This window comes from Marinibacterium profundimaris, assembly GCF_002210095.1.
GTDB classification, from domain to species: domain Bacteria; phylum Pseudomonadota; class Alphaproteobacteria; order Rhodobacterales; family Rhodobacteraceae; genus Marinibacterium; species Marinibacterium profundimaris.
The window spans coordinates 534,074-556,690 of the sequence record NZ_AQQR01000004.1 but is presented as its reverse complement, the minus strand read 5'-3'; the positions used below and the strand labels follow the sequence as shown (position 1 = coordinate 556,690).

Genomic DNA, 22,617 nt, shown 5'->3' with positions numbered 1-22,617 from the left:
AGGGCGTTTGGTCGTTCACAACACATTCATACCCCCTCCTTTTGCGGCGAACCCTAGAGAGTTCGCCGCCCCGCGCAAGATGACAGGCGCGCGCCCATGGCGGGACGTCGCCGGAGCAGGGGACAGCGCTGGTGTTCGGGGGGCATAGGGAGAGCCCGGCCTGCCACCACCGGGCGGCAGGGGCGTTGCATGCCCGGGGCCGGGGCCAGCCCGCAGGCCCGGGGTCAGACGCCCCGCATCATCGCCGCGATAACCCTTGGACCGGCGCCGAAGCCATAGGCGTCCATATGCGCCGCGGCTTCCTCGCGGACCTCCGTGGTCTTGTTCTGGCCCAGCTTCCAGGTGCCGTCGACCTCTTCGACGGTCATCCGCACCGGCACGATCATCCGCATGAGCCGCTCCAGCGCCTCGGGGTCCATCTTGGCTGTGGTCCAGGCCGGTTTCGGGGCCAGGCGGCCCTCGAAAAAGGCCGATTGCCGGTCGATCAGCCCGCGCAGCTCCTCCTGCGGGCGCAGCTCCAGCATGCCGGTCAGGTGCACGGCGACATAGTTCCACGTGGGCACCTGGTCCTCGATTCCGTACCAGTCGGGCGAGACATAGCTGTCGGCCCCCGACACGGCGATCCGCGCGGGCAGCGGCCCCCGGGTCAGCGTCCGGGCAATCGGGTTCGAACGGACCAGATGCAGATCGACCTGCGCGCCATCCCCGGACAGCAGGAAGGGCACGTGGCTCAGCAGCGGCGCGGTGTCGGCGCCACCGGTGGCCAGCACGCCGAACCCGCGGTCGCGCGCGAAAGCGAGGTTCTCCGCCGCTGCGGCGGTATGGAAGACCGGGTTGGGGTGCATGTGCGGACCTCAGGCGCTGGACGCCAGATACTCCTGCAGCGCAGGGGGCGGCTTGTCCAGCACCTCAACCGTCGGTTGCGGCGATGCGGCGCGGCCCTCGGCGACGACGATGGTCTGACCGGCGATGCGGCGGGCATCCTCGGGGTCGTGGGTGATCATCATCAGCGTCGCGCCCTGGTCGCGGGCAAGTTCGGCCACCAGGTCCAGCATCTCGGCCTTCAGCGCGGGGCCAAGCGCGGCAAAGGGTTCGTCCAGCAGGATCAGCGGCCGCTGCTGTACGAGGATTCGGGCCAGCGCCGCACGGCTTTGCTGTCCACCGGACAGGGTGCCCGGCTTGCGCGCGCCCAGCCCGTCGAGGCCCACGCGGGCCAGCGCCCGCGCGACCGTGGCGCGGGTGTCGGCATCCAGCTTGCCGCGCGGGTCACGGCCAAGGGCCACGTTGCGCTCCACGCTCAGGTGGGGAAACAGGTTGCCGTCCTGGAACAGCATCGCCACCGGCCGCTTGCCGGGCGGCAGCGGGCCAAGATCGTCGCCATCCCACAGGATCCGGCCCGAGGCGGGCGGCAGGAAGCCTGCGATGGTGTTCAGCAGCGTTGACTTGCCCGCGCCCGATGGCCCGATCACGGCGGTAATGCCGCCCGGGGCAAGCGAAAGGTCGGCCCGCAGGCGAAAGTCGTCGGACTGGCAGGTGAGGTCGTCAAGCCACAGCACGGGCACGTCCCTTGTGATCACAAATCCAGAAGGCGCCGAAGGCCAGCGCCATCAGCAGCAGCGCGGCGCCCGAGGCGGCCTCCATACGGTAGGCGCCCATCAGGCGGTAGATCTGCAGGGGCAGGGTGGCGGCCTCGTGATTGGCGAACAGCGCGATGACCCCGAGATCGCCCAGCGACAGCGCCATGCCCAGCCCGGCGGCAAAGCCCAGCTGCGGCGCGAGCCGGGGCAGCAGCACCAGCCGGAAGAACGGCCCGCGCCCCATGTCGAGCTGCGCGCCGAGCCGCCCGTGATCGGCGACCACGCCGCGCGCCGCCGGCACGAGGATGCGCAGGGCGAAGGGCAGGGCCATGATCGCGTTGACCCCGGCGGTCACCGGCAGGGCCAGCGCCGCGGGATCGGCCAGCGGGTAGAGCAGGATGAAAAGCCCCGTCCCCAGCGCGAGCGGCGAGACGGCGAGGCCCAGCAGCCCGGCGAGGTCGATCCAGCCACGCCGGCCGGTCGACAGGGCCGCGACCATCGGCAGGGCGAGGGCGGCAAGCACGACAAGGCTGAGCGACGCGACACCCAGCGAGGTCAGCACCGCGCGCCAGACCGAAGCGGGCAGGGAAATGAGACCGGGCGCCCCCTCGACCGCGACGGCGGCCATGGGCACGACGAGGAACAGCGTGGCCAGCGCAATCGCCACGGCGTCCCAGATGCGCAGGGGCCATGTGGCGGCATCCCAGCGGTCCACGGGGCGGTCGAGCCCGGCGCCAAAGCCCTCTCCGGCGGCAAGGCGCAGGGCGATCAGTGCGGCGCCGAGGGTCAGGGCGATCTGCACGCAGGCCAGGAAGGCAGCGCGGCCGAGGTCGAAATCGAACTGGAAGGCCTGGTAGATGGCCAGTTCCACCGTGGTGGCGCGCGGGCCGCCGCCCAGCGTCAGGGCCACGGCAAAGCTGGTCAGGCAGATGCCGAAGACCACGGCGAAGGCGCCGGGCGCGATGCGCGCCAGCATGGGGCGTTCCAGCAGGCGACGGATCTCGGCCGGGCCCAGGTTCAGCTGCGCGGCCAGGCGGAAGCGTTCGGCGGGGATCTCGGCCCAGCCCTGCAGGATCAGGCGGGTCGCGAGCGGCAGGTTGAAGAAGACATGGGCCAGAACGACCCCGTGCAGCCCGTAGACCTGTACCGGCGGCAGGCCAAGCGCGCCCAGCCCAAGGTTCACCCAGCCCGCACGTCCGAAGACGGCGAGCAGGCCAAGCACGGCGACAATGACCGGCAGCAGGAACGGCGCGCCCAGCAGCGTGACCAGCAGGCCGCGCCCGGGGAACCGCCGACGCGCCAGGGCGCGGGCCACGGGGATCGCGAGGACAAGGCTCAGCGTGGCCGAAACCAGCGCCTGGAGAACGGTGAAGCGCACGGCGGCCCAGTCGGCCGGGCCGGGGCTGACGCCGCCGCCGGCGCGCCAGAACACGGCGCCGAGCGCCCCCAGTACAACCGCCGCGACCAGCCCGGCCGCGACGATGCCCGCGCCCGCCCTTACCGGCTGAGCGCGGTCAGCCATTCGTTCAGCGCATCCTCGCGGAGGGCGGGCACGTCGTCGGGGGCGATCAGAAGCGCCTTGCCGGGCACCATCAGCCCGTCGAACCCGTCAGGCAGGCCGCCTTCGGGGGTGACGGCGGGGTACATCCAGTTGGTGGTGGGGATCGCCGACTGGAACGCGTCGGAGACCATGAAGTCAAGGAACTGATCGGCCAGCTCGGGCTGGTCGGAGGCGGCGAGCTTGCCGGCGACCTCGACCTGCAGGTAATGGCCCTCGTCGAATTCCGCCGTGGTCTTGTTGTCATCGTCTTCGGCGATCACGTGGTAGGCCGGAGAGGTGGTGTAGGACAGCACCATGTCGGCCTCGCCTTCCAGGAACAGGCCATAGGCCTCGGACCAGCCCTTGGTGACGGTCACGATGTTGTCGGCCAGCCCCTCCCAGATGGCGGGGGCGTCGTCGCCATAGGCGTCCTTGACCCACATCAGCAGGCCAAGGCCCGGGGTGGAGGAGCGCGGATCCTGGATCACGATGGACAGGTCGCTGTCGGCCAGCGCCTGCAGGCTGGCGGGGGCGTCGAGATCCTTGTCATGGACAAAGGCGAAGTAACCCCAGTCGTAGGGGACGAAATCGGGATCGTCCCAGGTCAGCGGCAGGTCGTAATCCGCCGTCACGCCATGGCGGGCGAAAAGCCCGGTGTCACGCGCGGCGGCGACCAGGTTGCTGTCGAGGCCAAGCACCACGTCGGCGTCCGAGCGTTCGCCCTCCAGCCGGACGCGGGCCAGCAGCGCGGCGCCGTCGCCGACGCCCACCAGGTTCAGGTCGCAGCCGCAGGTCTTTTCGAATTCCTCCTCGATCACCGGGCCGGGGCCCCATTCGGTGACGAAGCTGTCATAGGTATAGACTGTCAGCGTCGGCGTGTCGGCAACGGCCGCCGTGCCGATAAGACATCCTGCTGCAAGTGTGAGATGTGACGAGCGGAAACGGCAGGTCATGCGTGCATCCTCCATTTGCGGCGTCAGGGTAAAGGTGAGGCGCAAGTGGATTGCGTGACCTTCCCTCCGCCGGTACGAGCCGGGTCAGGTTCAACGGGTTCGCGAGACGCATCTCAGCCCTGACGGGCACCCCGAGGTGGAATCTTAGGTAATCCTTGCCGGTGGCATTGGCAAGCGTGGCATACCACGCCGGTCGGCCGCCTCGGCTTGGCCTATTCGGCGAAGTCGTAGACCGGTTTGCCCTTGTCGACCACGTGGACGGTGATCAGCACGATCTCGTCCGCGCCGCTGGCGGTCAGGCCGCCGTGCACCTGCCCGCGCGGGAACATGAGATACCCGCCGTCCTCGAAGGTGATCGTCTTGCCGTCCTTGTTGGTCAGCGGGCCGCCCTTGACGACGAAGATATGTTCGTCGCCGGGATGGGTGTGCAGGCGGATATAGGCGCCGGGCATCATGCGCAGCTCGGACAGGATCGAGGCTGACTCTGCCGTTGTCTCGGTCACGCCCAGCTCCTGGCGGGTCATCAGGTCTTGGGCGGTGGCGGACCGGGCGGCCAGGGCCAGTGTCAGCGACAGTGTCGCGCTCAGCGCGATGGACAGGGAACGGATCATCTGGGCTCTCCTCCGGGGGTATGGCGCCAGGATACAGGATGTCGGGCCGATCACCGACAGCCATGAGGCCTCGGGGCAGGGTAACCCTCCGACCGTTGAGCCGGTTGCGGCCCCGGAGGACGCAGCGTAAAGCGGCAGCAACATGGACACCATCGGTTCGGGCTTTACATGGGCACGGCGCGTCCCGCCCCCCGTTGTCCCGCCCGACGGGGCGTTCTTCGCCCGAACTGACAGAAAGCCGCCTTATGGATCTTCTTCGCGACCCGCGCGCGATCGCGCTGCTGCTGGCAGCCTCGCTTACGATCATGTCGAACGCAACGATCAGCCCCTCGTTGCCGGGGCTGGAGGCGCTTTACGGCGACACGCCCAATGCCGGGATGCTGACCCGCCTTCTGGTGACCGCGCCGGCGCTGCTGATCGCCTGCACCGCGCCCTTCGCGGGCATGGCCGCCGACCGGTTCGGGCGCAAGCGCCAGCTTCTGGCCGGCGTGATCCTCTTTGCCATCGCCGGCAGCGCGGGGCTGTGGCTGCATGACCTGCACGCGGTGCTGATCAGCCGGCTGGTCCTGGGCCTTGCCGTGGCGGCGGTGATGACGGCGCAGGCGGCAATGCTGGGCGATATCTTTGCAAGAGAGGACCGGGGCCGGTTCATGGGCCTGCAGATGTCGGCGGTCAACTTCGGCGGGTTCCTCTTCATCGGGCTGGCCGGGTGGCTGGCCGGGCTCAACCCGCTTTACCCCTTCGCGCTCTACCTCGTGGCCGCTCTGTACCTGCCCTTCCTCGTCAAGGCGTTGCCCGACACGCATGGCGGCCCGGCGCCGGAGCATGGCCCCGTCGCGGGCGACGGCGAAGGCAACTGGTTTGCCATCCTGTGCTTCGTGATCTTCCTGTGCGGGCTGTCCTTCGTGCTGTTTTACGTGATGCCGACGCAGATGCCCTATTACCTGGCCGCCAACGGCCACGAAGACCCGTCGCAGGCGGGGCTGGTGATGGCCTGCGTGGTGCTGGCGGCCGGGGTGGCGTCGTTGTTCTTCGGGCCGATCCGGGCGCGGCTGGGGCGGGGCGGCACGCCTGCGCTGGGCTTTGCCATCATGGCGTCCGGGTTCTTCGTGCTGCAGCTGGTGCATATCATGCCGGTCTATTGCGCCGGCGCGCTGCTGGTCGGTGTGGGCGTGGGGCTGGTGATGCCCAACTTCATCGCTGTCGCTCTGGATATCGCGCCGCCGAACCACCGCGGCGCGGTCAGCGGGGCGATCACCACGGCGATCTTCCTGGGCCAGTTCATCTCGCCCCTGATCAGCCAGCCGGTGATCAACAGCTTCGGCTATGACATCGCCTTCGAGGGGACGGCGTTTGTCCTGCTGATCATCGTGCCCGCGACGTACTTTGGCCTGCGGGCCCCGCGGCGGACGCTGGCAGAGGCGTGACACCGGGGCACGCGCCGACACCGGCGTGACATTGCGCGGCCGGGGGCAAGGCGCGAGTGGGTACAACCCGCAACCCTCGCGCGTCCGGGGCCGACCGACATCCCATGCGGCCCGGGGACGGCCGACAGCCACCGCGCCCCTTCCAAATCCGCCCGCCCGCGTCTAAACCGCGCCAACGCGGAGGGACGCACATGAGCATGAACACGTTCGGACACCTGTTCCGGGTCACCACCTGGGGCGAAAGCCACGGCCCGGCGTTGGGCGCGACGGTCGACGGCTGTCCTCCGGGCGTGCCGGTGGACGAGGCGATGCTGCAGCACTGGCTGGACAAGCGGAAGCCGGGGCAGAACAAGTTCACCACCCAGCGGCGCGAACCGGACCAGGTGAAGATCCTGTCGGGCGTGTTCGAGGGGCGGACCACCGGCACCTCGATCCAGCTGATGATCGAAAACACCGACCAGCGGTCGAAGGATTACGGCGACATCGCCGAGAAATTCCGCCCCGGCCATGCCGACATCACCTATTGGCAGAAATACGGGATCCGCGATTATCGCGGCGGCGGACGCTCCTCGGCGCGCGAGACTGCGGCGCGGGTGGCGGCCGGCGGAGTGGCGCGGGCGGCGCTGGCCGAACTGATGCCGGGGCTGAAGATCACCGGATACATGGTGCAGATGGGGCCGAAGGTCATCGACCGCGACCGCTTTGACTGGGACGAGATCGCGCGCAACCCGTTCTGGACACCGGATCCGCAGGCCGCCACCGACTGGGCCGATTATCTCGACGAGCTGCGCAAGGACGGCAATTCGGTCGGCGCGGTGATCGAGGTCACCGTCTCGGGCACGCCCGCGGGGCTTGGCGCGCCGATCTATGGCAAGCTCGACACCGATCTTGCCGCCGCGATGATGTCGATCAATGCCGTGAAGGGCGTGGAGATCGGCGAGGGCATGGCCGCCGCCGCCCTGACTGGGGTGGACAATGCCGACGAGATCCTGATGGGCGAGGACGGCCCGGTCTACACCACGAACCATGCCGGCGGGATCCTGGGCGGGATCTCGACCGGGCAGGACATCGTGGTGCGTTTCGCGGTGAAGCCGACCTCGTCGATCCTGACCACCCGGCGGACGATCACCAAGTCGGGCGAGCCGGCCGAGATCATCACCAAGGGGCGCCACGACCCCTGTGTCGGCATCCGCGCCGTCCCGGTGGGCGAGGCGATGGCGGCTTGCGTGGTGCTCGACCACCTGCTGCTGGATCGCGGCCAGACCGGCGGGGTGCGCGGGCCCATCGGCTGATCGCCGCGGGGCTCTTGCGGGCATGACCTGACGTCTCGCGGCTGCGGGGCGGTCCTGCGGGCCGTGTCGCGCGCCATGCAACACTGTCGACCGGGGCCGTCGCGTCCCGGGCACAGGGGCAGAGCGGCTTTGTGGCGCCGTATCAACGGACTGCGCCCGACACGGCAGCACCTGCGGTGCCCCTTGCCCTCGCGCGGGGAAAGGCGCATTGGAAGGCACATGACACCCCCCTCCACGCAGTCCAGTCCCGGGCTTGCCGTTTTCCTCAAGGTCTCCTCCGTCGCCGTCTTCACGGGCATGGCCGCGATCGTGAAGGTCGTGTCCGAGGTCGTGCCGGCGGGCGAGGTGGTGTTCTTCCGGTCGCTCCTGGCGCTGCCGGTGATCCTGATCTGGATCTGGCAGCGCGGCGATCTTCGAGAGGCGCTGGTCCCCAACAACATCGGCGGCCATGTCTGGCGCGGGCTTTTCGGCACGGGCGCCATGGCCTGCAACTTCGCCGCGCTGGGCCTGCTGCCGCTGCCCGAGGTGACGGCTCTGGGCTATGCCGCGCCGATCTTCACGGTGATCTTCGCCGCCGTCCTGCTGGGCGAGCGCATCCGCTTCGTCCGGATCTCGGCCGTGGCGCTGGGGCTGATCGGGGTGATGATCGTGGCCTCGCCCCGGCTTAGCCTGACGGCGGATGAACTTACCGCCGGCGCGCAGCTGGGCGCGATCCTTGTGCTGGTCTCCTGCGGGCTGCGGGGGCTGGTGCAGATCCATATCCGCACCCTGGTCAAGACCGAGCATACCGCCGCCATCGTCTTCTACTTTTCGCTGACCTCGGCGACGCTGGGGCTGCTGACCCTGCCCTTCGGCTGGGTCATGCCGGATCCGATGACGCTGTTGCTGCTGTGCCTGACCGGGCTGATCGGCGGGGTCGGGCAGATCCTCGTGACCTCGGCCTACCGCTTCGGTGGCGCCTCGATGCTGGCGCCCTACGATTATGCCTCGCTGATCTTTGCCATCGGGATCGGCTATTTCTTCTTCTCCGAGGTGCCGACGCTTGTCATGCTGCTGGGCGCGTCGCTGGTGATCGCCGGCAACGTGCTGGTGCTGTGGCGCGAACGGCAGCTTGGGCTTATCAACGAACGCGCCCGCGCGGCGCGGCAACGCGACTGACGAAAGGGAGAGCGTCATGACCGACAGCGAGACCACCGGCCACAAGGAAAAGATGCAGAAGGTCCAGGCCGAGCACCGCGAGAAGGTGTCGAAGGCCTCCGACCCGGGCCGGGGCCTGATCCTGGTGCATACCGGCAAGGGCAAGGGCAAGTCGTCCTCGGCCTTCGGCGTGCTGGTGCGCGCGCTGGGCTGGGGGCAGAGCGTCGCCGTGGTGCAGTTCATCAAGGGCAAGTGGATCACCGGCGAGAAGCGGTTCTTCGACAAGCTCGGCAGCGTGACCTGGCACACGATGGGCGAGGGGTTCACCTGGGACACCCAGGATCGCGCGCGCGACATCGCGGCGGCCGAGGCCGCCTTTGCCAGGGCGCGCGAGCTGATGGAAAGCGGCGAGCACGATCTTGTCCTGCTGGACGAGATCAACATCGCCATGCGCTACGATTACCTGACCGTGGACGCGGTGCTGGAGGGGCTGCGCGCCCGCCACAGCCGCACCAGCGTGATCCTGACGGGGCGCGATGCCAAACCCGAGATCTGCGACGAGGCCGATCTGGTCAGCGAGATCGAGGCGGTTAAGCACCCGTTCGAGGCCGGCATCAAGGCGCAGCGCGGCATCGACTTCTGAGGCCGGGGGCCGGGGCGCGGCCCTCGGCCCCTGCGCCTGATGTTGAGCGGCATGTGCCGGGCCACGTCACGGGCGTCCCCTTGCCGCGATGACGGGATCGGGTGGCTCTGGCTTGCGCGGATCCGGCCAGCGCCGCCGCCGCACCCGACCGGGCAAGGCGTCCTGGCCGGGCCGGCGCGATGATCTGCCGCGCCGTTTCGCCAGCCAGACCCCGGCCAATCTGTCCACACAGCTCAATTCAAAACGTTACACGCCCGGGGTCTTTTTGCCCCGGATGACCCCGTTTCGGAAACGAATGGTTCCGGATCCTGCCGGGATATCAATGCCCCCGACAGGCAAGGCGCGAAACGCGAAGTGGATCACCCCGATCACGCGCTTGTGTGATCAGCGCAAGGGCGGATGACGAACTCGTGATCATGCTTGAAGACCTGCTGCCGCAGGCCAACTCGCACGATCAGAGGAGAGGGGACGGTCCCGATCCCGGACAACCGGAGCAACCGGGGCGGGAGAAGCCCGGTTCGCCCGCAGAAGACAGGCCTGGCCTGCAAGGAGGATTTCGCATGTCACTCGGTTCCACCCTCAACGCCGCATTCGATCCGATGCCGGCCGATCCGACGTTGAAGATCGCCCAGATCGCCAATTCGCCGGATTTCGACATCCTTAGCCTGGCGCTGTTCGCGACCGGCCTGACCACGACCTTCAACCGCCCCGGCGATTTCACGGTCTTCGCGCCCACGGATGACGCCTTCCGCACGCTGGCCGAGCAGACGCTGGGTCTTGATGTCTCGGATCTGAGCGACAGGCAGGTCGCGTTTACGCTGGTGGACACGCTGGGCGCGGAATTCGTGACCGACGTGCTGACCTACCACGTGACCGCCGGTGCGACCTCGTTGGCGGATCTGCAGGCGCAGGGGGATGTGACGACGTTTTTCGGGACCGACGTGACCGTGTCGCGGGATCAGATCATCGACGCCGATCCCGATGTCGAGAACCCGGAATTCCTGAACGGCCTGACCGACATTGCCGCAACCAACGGGGTGATCCACGCCATCGACCGCGTGCTGCTGCCGCTTGATGTGGCCGAGGCCGAAACTTCTCCGACCATCGCCGACGTGGCCACGACGGATTCGCGGTTCGAGATCCTGACCGCCGCGCTCGTGGCGACCGGTCTGGATGCCGCCGTGGCCGACCGTGACGCCGATCTGACGGTCTTTGCGCCGACCGATGTCGCCTTCCGCAAGCTGGCGCGCGATCTGGGGCTTGATGACACCGGGCTGACACCGGCACAGGTGGCCGAGGCGTTGATCGACGCGGTGGGCATCGAAACCGTGACCGACGTGCTGCTGTACCATGTATCGCCCGAAAGCCTGAGCGCTGCCGAGCTGACCGAGGAAGGGATCGTCGAAACCGCGCTGGACAACGGGCGCCTGCTGTTCGACGAGGGCAAGGTTCTGGATGCCTCGCCGCAGACCGATGCCTCGGTCTATCCGGCGCTGGTCGATATCGGCACGGCGAACGGGACGATTCACATTCTGGATTCGGTCCTCCTGCCCTTCGATCTCGATCCGCAGGACACGGTCGGCCGGGGCACCGGCATGGCGGACCGGGCCTTTACCGGCGGTGGCAATGATCGCTACTGGGCGGCCGGCGGCGATGACATCATCATCGACGGGGCCGGCGACGACCAGCTGTTCGGTGCCCAGGGCAGCGACACCCTGTCGGATGGCGCGGGCAACGACATCTACGTCGGCGGCGAGGATGCGGATATCTTCGATTTCACCGCCATGCAGGGCCGCAACGGCGTGCGCGATTTCACGTCCGAGGATGTGCTGGTCTTCTCGCGCGACGATTTCGCGACCGAGCAGGACGTGCTCGACTCGGCTATCCTGCTGGACAAGGGGCTGCGCATCGATGGCGAGGACGGATCGGTCCTGCTGGGGGGCGTGATGTCCCTGACCGCGGACGATTTCATCCTTTACTAAGGGATGATGGTGCCGCAGCCCCCGGATGGGGCTGCGGCCTTTCAGTCAGCGCTCAGACCTGCGGGTCGAGCGTGATTTTCCACAGTTCGGTGTCGTCACGGTCCATCAGCCGCACGGTCATCTGCTGGGTGGCGCCGTCGATATCCACCAGCCCGAAGAACTGGAGCCCCTCGGACGGCGACAGGTTCTGCCCCTGGCCCTCTTCCGGCGCCTTGATGTACTTCAGCTCGGGGCCAAAGGTCATGTCCAGCGCGTTGGGCCCGAAGGTCCCGGCATGCAGCGGGCCCGAGACGAATTCCCAGAACGGTTCGAAATCCTGGAAGGCCGCCTTTTCGGGGTTGTAATAATGCGCGGCGGTGTAATGCACGTCGGCGGTGAACCAGACGGTGTTCCTGATCCCGGCGGTCTTGATGAAGCGCAGCAGCTCGGCGAATTCCAGCTCGCGCCCCTTGGCGGGGCCGTCATTGCCGTTGGCCACGGCCTCGGCGCCAGCCTGTTCGGCCCAGTTGTCCCAGACCACCAGGCCGATCGGCATGTCGCAGGCGATGACCTTCCAGGTCGCCGTAGAATTCACCAGCTCGCGCTTCAGCCACTCCATCTGCGCCGCACCAAGGATCTGGCTTTCTGGAGTGATCGTGTCCTCCATCGATGGTCCGTTCGGGCCGCGATAGGACCGCAGGTCCAGGAAGAAGACATCGACCATCGGGCCATAGGCGATCTTGCGATAGACGCGGCCCGGTTCGGCCGGCTGGTAGCGGATCGGGGTCAGTTCGTGGAAGGCGCGCGCGGCGCGGGCGGCGAGGACATGCACCGACTTCTCGGAATAGCGGTCGTCGCCCATCAGGTCCTTGGAGGCGGACCAGTTGTTGACCACCTCGTGGTCGTCCCATTGGAAGAAAGTCGGGCAGACGGCGTTCATCGCGCGCAGATGCTCGTCCATCATGTTGTATTTCCACTGGCCGCGATATTCGTCCAGCGTCTCGGCCACCTTGCGTTTTTCGTCGATCAGGACCGTGTTCTTCCAGATCACCGCGCCGTCGCGTGTCACCTCGTCCTGCATCGGGCCGTCGGCATAGATCGTGTCGCCGGAATGGATGAAGAAGTCGGGACGGTGCTGCGCCATGGTGGCGTAGGTCTTCATGCCCGTCTCGTCGATGCCCCAGCCTTGCCCGGCGGTGTCGCCCGACCAGGCAAAGCGCACGTCGCGGCGCGAGGCCGGCGCGGTGCGGAACTGGCCGATGATCGGCTCGGAGGTCGCCTTCAGGTCGTTCAGGTCGGCGGCGACGAAGCGATAGAAGATGTCCTGGTCCGACGGCAGGCCCTCGACCAGGCGCTTCACGGCGAAATCGGTTTCGGGCGTGGCGGTCAGCGGGGCAAGCTGGCGCGCATCGGCAAAGCTTTCGGTCGTGGCGATCTCCATCCGGACCTGCGCGGGGCGGTCGGTGCGGGTCCAGATCATGCCGGATGTCATGTCCACATCCCCCGATTGCACGCCATGGGTGAAGATCGGGCGCGCCTGCGCACGAGAGATCGACGGCATGGCGAGGCTGGCGGCAAAGGCGGTGCCACCGGCCAGCACGGCGCGGCGGGACGGGCGGAGAAGCTTGGTCATGGGCGGTCTGTCCTGTCTGCTGGCCCGGATGCGGGCAATTCGAACGCGACAGCTTGAACATGCCCAAGGTGACGCGAGCCCGTCAGGATCGTAACACTTCGGCGAAGGTTTCGTGAACTCTTCCGCCGGGCGTGCCGGGAGGGGCAAGGCCCCGACCGACAGGCGCGGCCGTGACGGGGCCGATCACGCGGGCGGGCTGCTGCGCGAGATGTCCACCCTGCCGTCCTGCAGGAAACAGGTGGCGGTGAAACACGACAGGTCGGCGGGGTTGGGCAGGCGCACGTCGGGCAGGCCGGGCATGCTGCGCCCCGATAGGTCGAACGCCCGGTCGATCTGCGACACGGCCACCACGATCAGCCCCTGCCGTCGCGCCCCCTCGCGCAGCTGTGCGACCTGGATTGCCAGATCGGGGTGGCTGCGCTTCTGGTCCAGCAGCTGCAGGTAATCGATCGCCGCCAGAGATCCCTCCGGCCCGCGCGATCTGGTCCAGCGCATGGGCCAGCGGCACCTCGCTGTCGCGCGCAAGATCCCGGGCGCGGCGCTTCAGGCGATGGATGGGGGCGGTCAGTATATAATGTGTCACGATGCGACCCTTCTGCACGGGCCCGCGGCGCATCCCCTCCTTCTGCACCGGCCCGGATGGTCGGATGACAGGTTGTCCGTTTTGCCCCGCAGGTCGGCTGCTTCCCCGTGACGGAGGGGGGAGGCCCGGGCCGGGCCTGTAGCGCAAGCCTAGGTGCCGTGGCACAAGGGGGCTAGCGGGAACCAGCATGGGTCTCGCGCGTTGGCCATCGCCAGCGGTTACGGAGGCTCTCCCCGAATGCGCATCTTCTCTTGTCCGAATTGCGACGCGCCCGTCAATTTCGCCAATACCGAATGCCTGAACTGCGGCCAGGCCCTGCATTACGACATCGCCGCGCAGGATTTCGTCGCCGGCGGCGCGGATTGCGTGAACCGCCCCGCAATCGGCTGCAACTGGATCGCGGGCGAGGACGGCTATTGCTGGTCCTGCGCGATGACCTCGGTCATCCCTGAGACGGTCGAGGGCGACAACCAGCTGCACTGGGCCAAGACCGAGGCCGCCAAGCGCCGGGTGCTGGCGACGCTGGGCCGCTGGGGCTGGTTCAATCCCGCCGATCCCGGGCGCCTGCCGGAATACCGCATGCTGTCCGAGGTCACCTCGGACGGGCCCAGCGATGTGCTGATGGCCCATGGCGACGGCGTCATCACCATCAACGTGACCGAGGCCGACGTTCTCGAACGTCTGGAACGGCGCGAGGACCTGGGCGAGAAGCTGCGCACCATGATCGGCCATATCCGGCACGAGACGGCGCATTTCCTCTTTGTCCGCCTGCTGGATGTGCCGGGCTTTGACAAGGCCTTTCGCGACCTGATGGGCGATGAGCGCACCGATTACGCCGCCGCTCTGGACCGCCACTATTCCAACGGCCCGCCCGACGGCTGGACCGAAACCCACATCACGCCCTACGCCGCCTCGCACCCGCACGAGGACTGGGCCGAGACGGTCGCCCACCTGCTGCACCTTGTGGACATCATCGATTGCGCGGTCGCCGCCGGCTGGACCATGGCGGAGGCGCCGGCGGGCTATGATCCCTATGCCGAGGCGGATGGCGAGCGGGTGATCACGCTGGGCGCGGAATACGCTTTGGGGGTCAATCACATCAACCGGTCGATCGGGCTTGGCGATATTTATCCCTTCGTGCTGACCGACGGGGTGCGCGAAAAGCTGGATTTCGTCCACCACTGGCTGCAGCCGGGCCAGTCCACGTGACCGGTGCAACCGCCACGGCAGTCCAGTCGATTCTGGTTCCGGAAAATAAATCGCACGCGATTTAATCGTGCTCTATTGAAAAGCCGGCAAGAGGCGCTAGCTATGTCCTGCACGCCGGCGCCATGGCGGCGGCACAGATGATACGCACAACCGAAATGGAGATATCCTGATGGCGAATGATCCTCTCTACTCCACCACCGCTACCGTGACCGGCGGTCGCGAGGGCAAGGCCAGCGTTTCCAACGGTAACCTCGACCTGACCCTGACGCCGCCGAAGGAAATGGGCGGGTCCGGCACCGGCACCAACCCCGAACAGCTCTTCGCGGTCGGCTATGCGGCCTGCTTCATGAGCGCGATGAAGATGATGGCGTCGAAAGATGACTCGCTGTCCAACGTGCCCGACGATGCCACGATCGACTCGACGGTCAGCATGGGCAAGCGCGACGATGGCGGCTTCAAGCTGAAGATCGACTTCGTGCTGAAGATGCCGGGCCTCGACGCCGCCGAAATCGACAAGATCGCCGAGGCCGGCCACAGTGTCTGCCCCTACACCCACGCGGTGAAGGGCAATATCGACGTCACCACCACCGCCGGCTGACCCCTGTCCGGCACCGGCAAACATGAAAAACGGCGCGAGGTTTCCCTCGCGCCGTTTTCGTCTGTGACCGAGGGCGACGGTGCCCCGCGCGGTGTCTCTCAGGCCCGGACCAGCTTTTCGTAGCTGTCCGAGATATCGCGGGTCAGTGCGCCGACCTCGAAGTTGTAGTCGCCGATCTGGCCCACCGGCGTGACCTCGGCCGCGGTGCCGGTCAGCCAGCATTGTTCAAAGCTTTCCATCTCGCCGGGATCGATGTGGCGCTCGTGCACCTTGATCTGGCGATCCTTCAGCATGCCGATCACCGTCTGCCGCGTCAGCCCGTTCAGGAAGACATCCGCGTCCGGCGTATGCACCTCGCCGTCCTTCACGAAGAAGATGTTGGCGCCGGTCGCCTCGGCCACGTAGCCGCGGTAATCCATGAACAGCGCGTCCGAACAGCCCTTGGCCTCGGCCGCGTGCTTGGACATCGTGCAGATCATGTAGAGGCCGGCGGCCTTGGCATGGACCGGGATGGTCTCGGGCGAAGGGCGCTTCCACTTGGAGATGTCGAGCTTGGCGCCCTTGTACTTGGCGTCGCCGTAGTAATTGCCCCATTCCCAGCCGGCGATGGCCAGCCGCACCGGGTTACGCGCCGCCGAAACGCCCATATCCTCGCCCGCGCCGCGCCAGGCGACCGCGCGGACATAGGCATCGGTCCAGCCGTTGGCCTCGAGCATGGCGTATTTGGCCGCCTCGATCTCTTCCACGGTGTAGGGGATCTCGAAATCCAGCATCTGGGCCGAGGCGCGCAGACGCTCGGAATGCTGGACGCCCTTGAAGATCTTGCCATTGTAGCAGCGCTCGCCCTCGAAGACCGAGGAGGCGTAGTGGAGCCCATGGGTCAGAATGTGTACATTCGCGTCCCGCCATTCCACCAGTTTGCCGTCCATCCAGATCAGGCCGTCGCGATCGTCATATCCTGCCATGAGATTTGCTCCCCTCATGCTTTACGAAAGTTTCGCCTCTTGGGGCCGCATCGGACATAATGTTGCGCCAAGGACGCGATTCGTTACCGCTTCGGTCTTGGAATGTCAACAAGGCTGACGTATACAGCTTAAACGAGAGGCGAAAGGACGCGTCATGGCCGATGGACGGAGCCCGCAAGGCATCAGCGGCGAGAATCTGCTTTACCTGACAGATGAACAGCTTCGACAGGGAATCGAGGCGATGTTCTTCGCTTACAGGGGCTTCACCGCCGATCCGGACCGGATCCTGGCGGACCATTGCTACGGCCGCGCCCATCACCGGGCGATTCACTTCATCAACCGGGCGCCGGGGACGACGGTCAACAACCTGCTGCGAATCCTCGGCGTGACCAAGCAGTCACTCAATCGTGTCCTGCGCACCCTGGTCGAGGATGGCCTGGTCGAAAGCCGCATCGGCGCCCAGGACAAGCGCGAGCGCCACCTCTACCTGACAGAGGCGGGCGCGGCGCTGGAAAGCCAGCTGTCGGATGCGCAGCGGGCGCGAATGCGGACCGCCTACCGCGAGGCCGGGCCGGAGGCGGTGGCGGGCTTTCGAAAAGTGCTCGAAGCGATGATGGACGCGGATATGAGGCGTGCTTATAAACGGCTGAAAGAACAGGCCGGTTGACCGCTGCATGAATGACCTGGACGCCCATCTGCTGATCGTCGACGACGACGAACGGATCCGTGATCTGCTGAAGAAGTTCCTGATGCGCAGCGGGTTCCTCGTGACCGCCGCGCGCGATGCCGCGCATGCGCGGCGGGTGCTGTCGGGGCTGGATTTCGACCTGATCGTCATGGACGTGATGATGCCGGGCGAAGACGGCATCACGCTGACCAAAGCCCTGCGCGAAACCTCCATGACGCCGATCCTGCTGTTGACGGCGAAGGGCGACACCGAACACCGCATTCAGGGGCTCGAAGCGGGGGCCGACGATTACCTGTCCAAGCCCTTCGAGCCGAAGGAGCTGCTGCTGCGCATCAACGCCATACTGCGCCGCATGCCCGAAGCCCCGCCCGAGGTGACGACGCCCAAGATCCTGCATCTGGGCCCGATCCGCTACGACATCGAGAAGGGCGAGATGTGGCAGGGCGATCAGCCCGTGCGCCTGACGGCGACGGAAAGCCAGCTGATGCGGATCTTCTCCTCCTGCCCCGGCGAGCCGGTCAGCCGCACCCGCCTGGTCGAGGATCTCGGCCGCGACAGGGGGCAGGCCCAGGAACGCGCCGTCGACGTTCAGATAACGCGCCTGCGCCGCAAGATCGAATCCGACCCGAAACAGCCGCGCTACCTCCAGACAGTGCGCGGCGCCGGCTACATGCTGGCCCCGGACTGAGCGACCGAGGACTGTGCCACGTGACTGAGCGACCGGGGGCGCTGCCCGTCGCCATTGTGCTCGAACCAATGGCGCATCAATGGCGACCCCCGGAGGTATTTTCCCAAGGTGAAGAGAGGGCGTGATCGCGGTCCCTCCCAGGGCATCGCGTTTGGCCAGCCTGCGGATCCGACATCTGCAAACAAGACGACGGGTGCAAGGCTCGCGCTGGCCCCTGTCTTCACCTTTGTCCAAATACCTCAATCCGGCCCTCTCGACCCGCGCCAGGGCCGGATCATCGCCGCCACACCGACGACCATGCCCAGCTCTGTTGCCCGACGCCGACCCGCTTGCTAGCGTGCTCCCATGACCACAGCTCTCATCACCCACGCCGATTTCCACGGCCACGTCACCCCCCAGGGCCACCCGGAACGGGTGCCGCGCCTGGAACATCTCTTGCATGCTCTGGAGCCGCTGGAGCTTAACCGGGTCACCGCGCCGCTGGCGGCCGACGACGACATCCTGCGCTGCCACCCGGCCTCCTACGTGTCCGAGGTCAAGGCCGCGCTGCCCGCCGACGGGTTCGTGCAGCTCGACGGCGATACCTACCTCTCGCCGGGCTCTCTCGACGCGGTCTACCGCGCGGTGGGCGCCGCGATCCGGGGCGTCGACATGGTGCTGGGCGGCGAGGCCCCCAACGCCTTCGCCGCCGTCCGCCCGCCGGGGCACCATGCCGAAACCGCCACGCCCATGGGGTTCTGTGTCTTCGGCACCGTCGCCATCGCCGCCAAGCATGCACTGGACCATCACGGGCTCAGCCGCGTCGCCATCGTCGATTTCGATGTCCACCACGGCAACGGCACCCAGGACCTGCTGTGGGACGAGGCGCGCACGCTGCTGATCTCCTCGCAGCAGATCCCGCTGTTCCCGGGCACCGGCACCGCGTCGGAAACCGGGGCGCATGGCAACGTGCTCAACCTGCCGCTCGCGCCCGGCACCGGCGGGGTCCAGATGCGGCAGGTCTACGAGGCCCAGGCCTTCCCCCGCCTGCGCTCCTTCCGGCCCGAGCTGATCCTGGTGTCGGCCGGGTTCGATGCCCATGCCGACGACCCGCTGGCCAATCTCAACTGGGAGGTCGAGGATTTCCGCTGGCTCACGGCCGAACTCTGCAAGCTCGCGGACGAGTTGTGCGGCGGCAAGATTGTGTCCTCGCTCGAAGGCGGCTACGACCTCGATGCGCTTGCCGCCTCCGGGAAGGCGCATGTCGAAGAACTGATGAAGGCCGCGGGATGACCGAGACAGACGTCAACGAACTGAGCTTCGAAGAGGCGATGAAGGAGCTGGACAGCGTGGTTCAGCAGCTCGAACGCGGCGATGTCGCACTCGAGGCCTCCATCGGGCTTTACGAACGGGGCGCCAAGCTGAAGAAGCGCTGCGAGACCCTGCTGAAAAGCGCCGAGGAGAAGGTGGCCGCGATCACCACCGATGCCGAGGGCAATCCCACGGGGCTGAAGCCGGTCGAGGGGCTCTAGGCCCATGTTCGCCGAAACGCTGGAGGCGGATGCCGTCGCCATCGCCGCGCATCTCGACGGCGTGCTGTCGGAATATGACGACCTGCCGGTGACGCGGGCCATGCGCTGGGCCACGGACGGCGGCAAGCGTCTGCGCGGGTTTCTCGTGCTGGAAGGCGCGCGGCTGCATGACGTGTCGCGCGACCGTGCGATCTGGCCCGCCACGGCGATCGAGGCGATGCATGCCTATTCGCTGGTCCATGACGATCTGCCGGCCATGGACGACGACGATCTGCGCCGGGGCCAGCCCACGGTGCACGTCAAATGGGACGAGGCCACCGCGATCCTGGCCGGCGATGCGCTGCAGGCGCTGGCCTATGAGCTGGTCGCGCGCCCCGAGGTGGGCGGCGCGGAGGTCCGGGCCGAGCTTGCGCTGACGCTGGCGCGCGCCGCGGGCGCCCATGGCATGGTGCTGGGTCAGGCGCTGGACATCGCGGCCGAAACCGCCGGCACGCCCTTGACGCTGGACGAGATCACCGCACTGCAGGCCGGCAAGACCGGGGCGCTCTTTGCCTGGGCCGCCATGGCCGGGCCGCGTTTGGCCGGGGCCTCGGCCGCGCCGATGCGGCTTTATGCCGATGCGCTGGGGCTGGCGTTCCAGATTCACGACGACATTCTCGACCTCGAAGGCGACGTGGAGAAGACCGGCAAGCGCCTTCACAAGGACGAAGCTGCCGGAAAGGCGACCTTTGTGTCCCTTCTGGGGCTGGACGCGGCGCGCAAGCGCGCCAGTTCGCTGGTGGAGGACGCCTGCGACGCGCTGGCGCCCTATGGCGTGCGGGCGGATCTCTTGCGGGACACGGCCCGGTTCGTTATTGCCCGCGAATGCTGAATTCCGCGCCGAAAGGGGGCGCCGATGACCGACAGACCGAAGACCCCACTTCTGGACAAGGTCCAGGCGCCCGCTGACCTCAAACGGTTCAGCGATGCCGAACTCACGCAGGTCGCGCATGAACTGCGGGCCGAGACGATTTCTGCCGTGTCCGAGACCGGCGGCCACCTGGGCGCTGGCCTGGGCGTGGTCGAACTGACCGTGGCGCTGCACGCGGTGTTCGACACGCCGCGCGACCGGCTGATCTGGGACGTGAGCCACCAGAGCTACCCGCACAAGATCCTCACCGGCCGCCGCGACCGCATCCGCACGCTGCGCCAGAAGGACGGCCTGTCGGGTTTCACCAAGCGGTCGGAAAGCCCCTATGACCCGTTCGGCGCCGCGCATAGTTCGACCTCGATTTCCGCCGCGCTCGGCTTTGCCGTGGCGCGCGACCTTGGCGGCAAGACGCCCGAGGGGATCGGCGACGCCATCGCCGTGATCGGCGACGGCGCGATGAGCGCGGGCATGGCCTTCGAGGCGATGAACAACGCGGGCCACCTGGGCAAGCGGATGATCGTCATCCTCAACGACAACGAGATGTCCATCGCACCGCCCACCGGTGCCCTGTCGACCTATCTCTCGCGGCTCTATGCCGAGGCGCCGTTCCAGGACCTGAAGGCCGCCGCGAAATCCGCCGTCTCGATGCTGCCCGGTCCCTTCCGCGAAGGTGCCAAGCGGGCCAAGGACATGCTGAAGGGCATGGCCGTCGGCGGCACCCTGTTCGAGGAGCTGGGCTTTTCTTACCTTGGCCCCATCGACGGGCACGACATGTCCCAGCTGCTGCCGGTGCTGCGCACCATTCGCTCGCGCGCGACGGGGCCGGTTCTGCTGCATGTGATCACCAAGAAGGGCAAGGGTTATTCCCCGGCCGAGGGTGCGCGCGACAAGGGCCATGCCACGGCCAAGTTCGACGTCATCACCGGCAAGCAGAAAAAGACGCCGTCCAACGCGCCCAGCTATACCTCGGTCTTCGCCAAGGGCCTGCTGCAGGCGGCCGAGGCCGACGATGCGGTCTGCGCCGTCACCGCGGCGATGCCCGATGGCACCGGGCTGAACCTTTTTGCCGAACGCTATCCGTCGCGCTGTTTCGACGTCGGCATCGCCGAGCAGCACGGCGTGACCTTTGCCGCCGGCCTTGCCGCGGGCGGGATGAAACCCTTCTGCGCGATGTATTCCACCTTCCTGCAGCGCGGATACGACCAGGTGGTGCACGACGTGGCGATCCAGCGCCTGCCGGTGCGCTTCGCCATCGACCGCGCCGGGCTGGTCGGTGCCGACGGCGCCACCCATGCGGGCAGCTTCGACATCGCCTTTCTTGCCAACCTGCCGGGGTTCACCGTGATGGCCGCCGCCGACGAGGCCGAGCTGCTGCACATGGTCGCCACCGCCGCCGCCCATGACGAGGGGCCCATCGCCTTCCGCTTCCCGCGCGGCGAGGGTGCCGGGGTGGAAATGCCGGAACGCGGCCAGCCTGTCGAAATCGGCAAGGGCCGCATCGTCCGCGAGGGCGGGCGTGTGGCCCTGCTGTCCTTCGGCACCCGGCTGTCCGAGGTGATGAAGGCCGCCGAGGCGCTGGCCGCCGCCGGCCTGGCGCCCACCGTGGCCGATGCACGCTTTGCCAAGCCGCTGGACCGCGACCTGATCCTGACCCTTGCCCGCGACCACGAGGCGCTGATCACCGTGGAGGAAGGCGCAATCGGCGGCTTCGGATCCCACGTGGCGCAGCTTCTGGCCGAAGAGGGCGTGTTCGACCGGGGGCTGAAGTACCGGTCCATGGTGCTGCCCGACATCTTCATCGACCAGGCAAGCCCGGCCGACATGTATGCCGTCGCCGGCATGAATGCGGCCCAGATCGAGGCCAAGGTGCTGGAGACGCTGGGTGTCGCCAAGCTGGGCGAGTTGCGCGCCTGAGATGGAGATCCGGACCCGCCCCGTCCGGATCTACCGCTGGATCACCCTTGTCCTGGCATTGGCCTACTTGGCGTGGCAGGGCTGGACCGCCACCAACTGGCCGGCGGGCGGGCCGTTCCGCTACCTGACGATCTGGGCGCTGACCCTGTCGGCCTACAGCGCCTCGCGGATGCTGGCGCTGAGCTATGGGCGGATCACCCGGCGTCACGAGGTGACGGCGATCTGCGCCTCGGTCCTGAACGTCATGGTGGTGTTTCTTTACTGGAAGCTCTTCTTCGAGGATCCGGCGCTGGTGAACGGCAACGGGGACATCCCGTTTCTAGAGCAATATTATCTGCACGCGCTCGGCCCCGCGCTTCAGATCCTCGACGCGGGGCTGATCGCGCGAGCCTACAGGCGGGTCTGGCGCGGGGTGCTGCCGCTTTTGGGGATCATCCTGGCCTATGTCGCCTGGGCCGAGCTTTACGTGCAGCCGCGCGCCGACATGCCCGCGGGGCCGGTGACGAGCGGGCTGCCCTACCCGTTCCTCAACGCGCTGGACTGGCCCGACCGGCTGGTCTTTTACGCCTCGAACGGGGTGGTGGCGATGCTGGTGCTGGGGGCGCTTGGCCTGCTGGGACTGGGGATCGGACGCCTGTTGCACGCGGAAAAGGCGCATCCGCCGGCCTGAACCTGCCGACGATGGCGCGAAATCCGTGCAAATTTCGCATAATCCCGCGCTTACGCGAAGAAGGGCATGGACCGGCCTTGCCAAATCGCGCATCCTTCCCTTGTTTT

General features: G+C 67.4%; 22 protein-coding genes and 1 riboswitch. Of the genes, 14 read left to right on the top strand and 8 right to left on the bottom strand.

What is annotated here, in order from left to right:
* Positions 1-224: 224 nt before the first annotated feature.
* The 5 genes from ATO3_RS13760 to ATO3_RS13740 form a co-directional block, all read right to left on the bottom strand.
* Complete coding sequence (locus ATO3_RS13760; RefSeq protein ID WP_088650424.1) at positions 225-845, bottom strand: FMN-binding negative transcriptional regulator; 621 nt, start codon at positions 843-845, stop codon at positions 225-227.
* A gap of 9 nt (positions 846-854) precedes the next feature.
* A complete protein-coding gene (locus ATO3_RS13755) occupies positions 855-1,556 on the bottom strand; it encodes a thiamine ABC transporter ATP-binding protein (RefSeq protein ID WP_088650423.1) in 702 nt (233 codons plus the stop codon).
* Positions 1,543-3,099 (bottom strand): thiamine/thiamine pyrophosphate ABC transporter permease ThiP, encoded by a 1,557-nt coding sequence (locus ATO3_RS13750; RefSeq protein ID WP_088650422.1) that lies wholly within the window; start codon positions 3,097-3,099, stop codon positions 1,543-1,545. Before ATO3_RS13750 ends, ATO3_RS13755 begins: the two co-directional genes overlap by 14 nt.
* On the bottom strand, positions 3,075-4,070 hold the full coding sequence (gene thiB, locus ATO3_RS13745; protein ID WP_088650421.1) for a thiamine ABC transporter substrate binding subunit: 996 nt from the start codon (positions 4,068-4,070) through the stop codon (positions 3,075-3,077). Before thiB ends, ATO3_RS13750 begins: the two co-directional genes overlap by 25 nt.
* A gap of 44 nt (positions 4,071-4,114) precedes the next feature.
* Positions 4,115-4,214, bottom strand: a riboswitch (TPP riboswitch).
* Positions 4,215-4,282: 68 nt separating this feature from the next.
* Positions 4,283-4,681, bottom strand: coding sequence for a cupin domain-containing protein (locus ATO3_RS13740; protein WP_158217969.1), 399 nt, complete (start codon positions 4,679-4,681; stop codon positions 4,283-4,285).
* 245 nt (positions 4,682-4,926) lie between these two features.
* Between ATO3_RS13740 and ATO3_RS13735 the strand changes: the two genes are divergently transcribed.
* The 5 genes from ATO3_RS13735 to ATO3_RS13715 all read left to right on the top strand — a co-directional run bounded on the left by ATO3_RS13735 (position 4,927) and on the right by ATO3_RS13715 (position 11,162).
* A complete protein-coding gene (locus ATO3_RS13735; RefSeq protein ID WP_088650419.1) occupies positions 4,927-6,108 on the top strand; it encodes an MFS transporter in 1,182 nt (393 codons plus the stop codon).
* Positions 6,109-6,299: 191 nt separating this feature from the next.
* A complete protein-coding gene (gene aroC / locus ATO3_RS13730; RefSeq protein ID WP_088650418.1) occupies positions 6,300-7,400 on the top strand; it encodes a chorismate synthase in 1,101 nt (366 codons plus the stop codon).
* Between the two features lie 219 nt (positions 7,401-7,619).
* Positions 7,620-8,558, top strand: a complete 939-nt coding sequence (locus ATO3_RS13725) for a DMT family transporter (protein WP_088650417.1) — start codon at positions 7,620-7,622, stop codon at positions 8,556-8,558.
* A gap of 16 nt (positions 8,559-8,574) precedes the next feature.
* A complete protein-coding gene (gene cobO / locus ATO3_RS13720; protein ID WP_088650416.1) occupies positions 8,575-9,180 on the top strand; it encodes a cob(I)yrinic acid a,c-diamide adenosyltransferase in 606 nt (201 codons plus the stop codon).
* 560 nt (positions 9,181-9,740) lie between these two features.
* Complete coding sequence (locus ATO3_RS13715) at positions 9,741-11,162, top strand: fasciclin domain-containing protein (protein WP_158217968.1); 1,422 nt, start codon at positions 9,741-9,743, stop codon at positions 11,160-11,162.
* Positions 11,163-11,214: 52 nt separating this feature from the next.
* Here the strand turns inward: ATO3_RS13715 and ATO3_RS13710 are convergent, their stop codons facing one another.
* Positions 11,215-12,774 (bottom strand): alkaline phosphatase D family protein, encoded by a 1,560-nt coding sequence (locus ATO3_RS13710; RefSeq protein WP_088650414.1) that lies wholly within the window; start codon positions 12,772-12,774, stop codon positions 11,215-11,217.
* Positions 12,775-12,957: 183 nt separating this feature from the next.
* On the bottom strand, positions 12,958-13,269 hold the full coding sequence (locus tag ATO3_RS13705) for a P-loop NTPase family protein (protein ID WP_088650413.1): 312 nt from the start codon (positions 13,267-13,269) through the stop codon (positions 12,958-12,960).
* Between the two features lie 325 nt (positions 13,270-13,594).
* Here ATO3_RS13705 and ATO3_RS13695 point away from each other — a divergent pair, with 325 nt between their 5' ends.
* Both ATO3_RS13695 and ATO3_RS13690 read left to right on the top strand, forming a co-directional pair.
* Complete coding sequence (locus tag ATO3_RS13695) at positions 13,595-14,566, top strand: zinc-binding metallopeptidase family protein (protein WP_088650411.1); 972 nt, start codon at positions 13,595-13,597, stop codon at positions 14,564-14,566.
* A gap of 169 nt (positions 14,567-14,735) precedes the next feature.
* Complete coding sequence (locus ATO3_RS13690; RefSeq protein ID WP_088650410.1) at positions 14,736-15,164, top strand: organic hydroperoxide resistance protein; 429 nt, start codon at positions 14,736-14,738, stop codon at positions 15,162-15,164.
* 98 nt (positions 15,165-15,262) lie between these two features.
* Here the strand turns inward: ATO3_RS13690 and ATO3_RS13685 are convergent, their stop codons facing one another.
* Entirely contained in the window at positions 15,263-16,129 is an 867-nt protein-coding gene (locus tag ATO3_RS13685; RefSeq protein ID WP_088650409.1) for a branched-chain amino acid aminotransferase, read from the bottom strand.
* A 154-nt stretch (positions 16,130-16,283) separates the two neighbouring features.
* On the opposite strand from ATO3_RS13685, the gene ATO3_RS13680 reads away from it, so the two are divergent.
* From ATO3_RS13680 to ATO3_RS13650, 7 genes are all read left to right on the top strand, one after another.
* Complete coding sequence (locus tag ATO3_RS13680; protein WP_088650408.1) at positions 16,284-16,796, top strand: MarR family winged helix-turn-helix transcriptional regulator; 513 nt, start codon at positions 16,284-16,286, stop codon at positions 16,794-16,796.
* 7 nt (positions 16,797-16,803) lie between these two features.
* A complete protein-coding gene (locus tag ATO3_RS13675; protein ID WP_088650407.1) occupies positions 16,804-17,505 on the top strand; it encodes a response regulator in 702 nt (233 codons plus the stop codon).
* Positions 17,506-17,850: 345 nt separating this feature from the next.
* Positions 17,851-18,777: a histone deacetylase family protein gene (locus ATO3_RS13670; RefSeq protein ID WP_088650406.1), complete on the top strand. Its 927-nt coding sequence runs from the start codon at positions 17,851-17,853 to the stop codon at positions 18,775-18,777.
* On the top strand, positions 18,774-19,016 hold the full coding sequence (locus tag ATO3_RS13665) for an exodeoxyribonuclease VII small subunit (protein WP_088650405.1): 243 nt from the start codon (positions 18,774-18,776) through the stop codon (positions 19,014-19,016). Before ATO3_RS13670 ends, ATO3_RS13665 begins: the two co-directional genes overlap by 4 nt.
* A gap of 4 nt (positions 19,017-19,020) precedes the next feature.
* Positions 19,021-19,887, top strand: coding sequence for a polyprenyl synthetase family protein (locus ATO3_RS13660; RefSeq protein WP_088650404.1), 867 nt, complete (start codon positions 19,021-19,023; stop codon positions 19,885-19,887).
* 24 nt (positions 19,888-19,911) lie between these two features.
* Positions 19,912-21,840 (top strand): 1-deoxy-D-xylulose-5-phosphate synthase, encoded by a 1,929-nt coding sequence (gene dxs, locus ATO3_RS13655; RefSeq protein ID WP_088650403.1) that lies wholly within the window; start codon positions 19,912-19,914, stop codon positions 21,838-21,840.
* A 1-nt stretch (position 21,841) separates the two neighbouring features.
* Positions 21,842-22,510 (top strand): androgen-induced gene 1 family protein, encoded by a 669-nt coding sequence (locus ATO3_RS13650; protein ID WP_158217967.1) that lies wholly within the window; start codon positions 21,842-21,844, stop codon positions 22,508-22,510.
* Positions 22,511-22,617 lie beyond the last annotated feature (107 nt).

What these genes read in the sequence shown, in the direction of transcription:
- ATO3_RS13760 (WP_088650424.1), bottom strand. Translation starts at nt 845, where the DNA reads ATGCACCCCAACCCGGTCTTCCATACCGCCGCAGCGGCGGAGAACCTC.
- ATO3_RS13750 (WP_088650422.1), bottom strand. Translation starts at nt 3,099, where the DNA reads ATGGCTGACCGCGCTCAGCCGGTAAGGGCGGGCGCGGGCATCGTCGCG.
- thiB (WP_088650421.1), bottom strand. Translation starts at nt 4,070, where the DNA reads ATGACCTGCCGTTTCCGCTCGTCACATCTCACACTTGCAGCAGGATGT.
- ATO3_RS13740 (WP_158217969.1), bottom strand. Translation starts at nt 4,681, where the DNA reads ATGATCCGTTCCCTGTCCATCGCGCTGAGCGCGACACTGTCGCTGACA.
- ATO3_RS13735 (WP_088650419.1), top strand. Translation starts at nt 4,927, where the DNA reads ATGGATCTTCTTCGCGACCCGCGCGCGATCGCGCTGCTGCTGGCAGCC.
- aroC (WP_088650418.1), top strand. Translation starts at nt 6,300, where the DNA reads ATGAGCATGAACACGTTCGGACACCTGTTCCGGGTCACCACCTGGGGC.
- ATO3_RS13725 (WP_088650417.1), top strand. Translation starts at nt 7,620, where the DNA reads ATGACACCCCCCTCCACGCAGTCCAGTCCCGGGCTTGCCGTTTTCCTC.
- cobO (WP_088650416.1), top strand. Translation starts at nt 8,575, where the DNA reads ATGACCGACAGCGAGACCACCGGCCACAAGGAAAAGATGCAGAAGGTC.
- ATO3_RS13715 (WP_158217968.1), top strand. Translation starts at nt 9,741, where the DNA reads ATGTCACTCGGTTCCACCCTCAACGCCGCATTCGATCCGATGCCGGCC.
- ATO3_RS13710 (WP_088650414.1), bottom strand. Translation starts at nt 12,774, where the DNA reads ATGACCAAGCTTCTCCGCCCGTCCCGCCGCGCCGTGCTGGCCGGTGGC.
- ATO3_RS13705 (WP_088650413.1), bottom strand. Translation starts at nt 13,269, where the DNA reads ATGCGCTGGACCAGATCGCGCGGGCCGGAGGGATCTCTGGCGGCGATC.
- ATO3_RS13695 (WP_088650411.1), top strand. Translation starts at nt 13,595, where the DNA reads ATGCGCATCTTCTCTTGTCCGAATTGCGACGCGCCCGTCAATTTCGCC.
- ATO3_RS13690 (WP_088650410.1), top strand. Translation starts at nt 14,736, where the DNA reads ATGGCGAATGATCCTCTCTACTCCACCACCGCTACCGTGACCGGCGGT.
- ATO3_RS13685 (WP_088650409.1), bottom strand. Translation starts at nt 16,129, where the DNA reads ATGGCAGGATATGACGATCGCGACGGCCTGATCTGGATGGACGGCAAA.
- ATO3_RS13680 (WP_088650408.1), top strand. Translation starts at nt 16,284, where the DNA reads ATGGCCGATGGACGGAGCCCGCAAGGCATCAGCGGCGAGAATCTGCTT.
- ATO3_RS13675 (WP_088650407.1), top strand. Translation starts at nt 16,804, where the DNA reads ATGAATGACCTGGACGCCCATCTGCTGATCGTCGACGACGACGAACGG.
- ATO3_RS13670 (WP_088650406.1), top strand. Translation starts at nt 17,851, where the DNA reads ATGACCACAGCTCTCATCACCCACGCCGATTTCCACGGCCACGTCACC.
- ATO3_RS13665 (WP_088650405.1), top strand. Translation starts at nt 18,774, where the DNA reads ATGACCGAGACAGACGTCAACGAACTGAGCTTCGAAGAGGCGATGAAG.
- ATO3_RS13660 (WP_088650404.1), top strand. Translation starts at nt 19,021, where the DNA reads ATGTTCGCCGAAACGCTGGAGGCGGATGCCGTCGCCATCGCCGCGCAT.
- dxs (WP_088650403.1), top strand. Translation starts at nt 19,912, where the DNA reads ATGACCGACAGACCGAAGACCCCACTTCTGGACAAGGTCCAGGCGCCC.
- ATO3_RS13650 (WP_158217967.1), top strand. Translation starts at nt 21,842, where the DNA reads ATGGAGATCCGGACCCGCCCCGTCCGGATCTACCGCTGGATCACCCTT.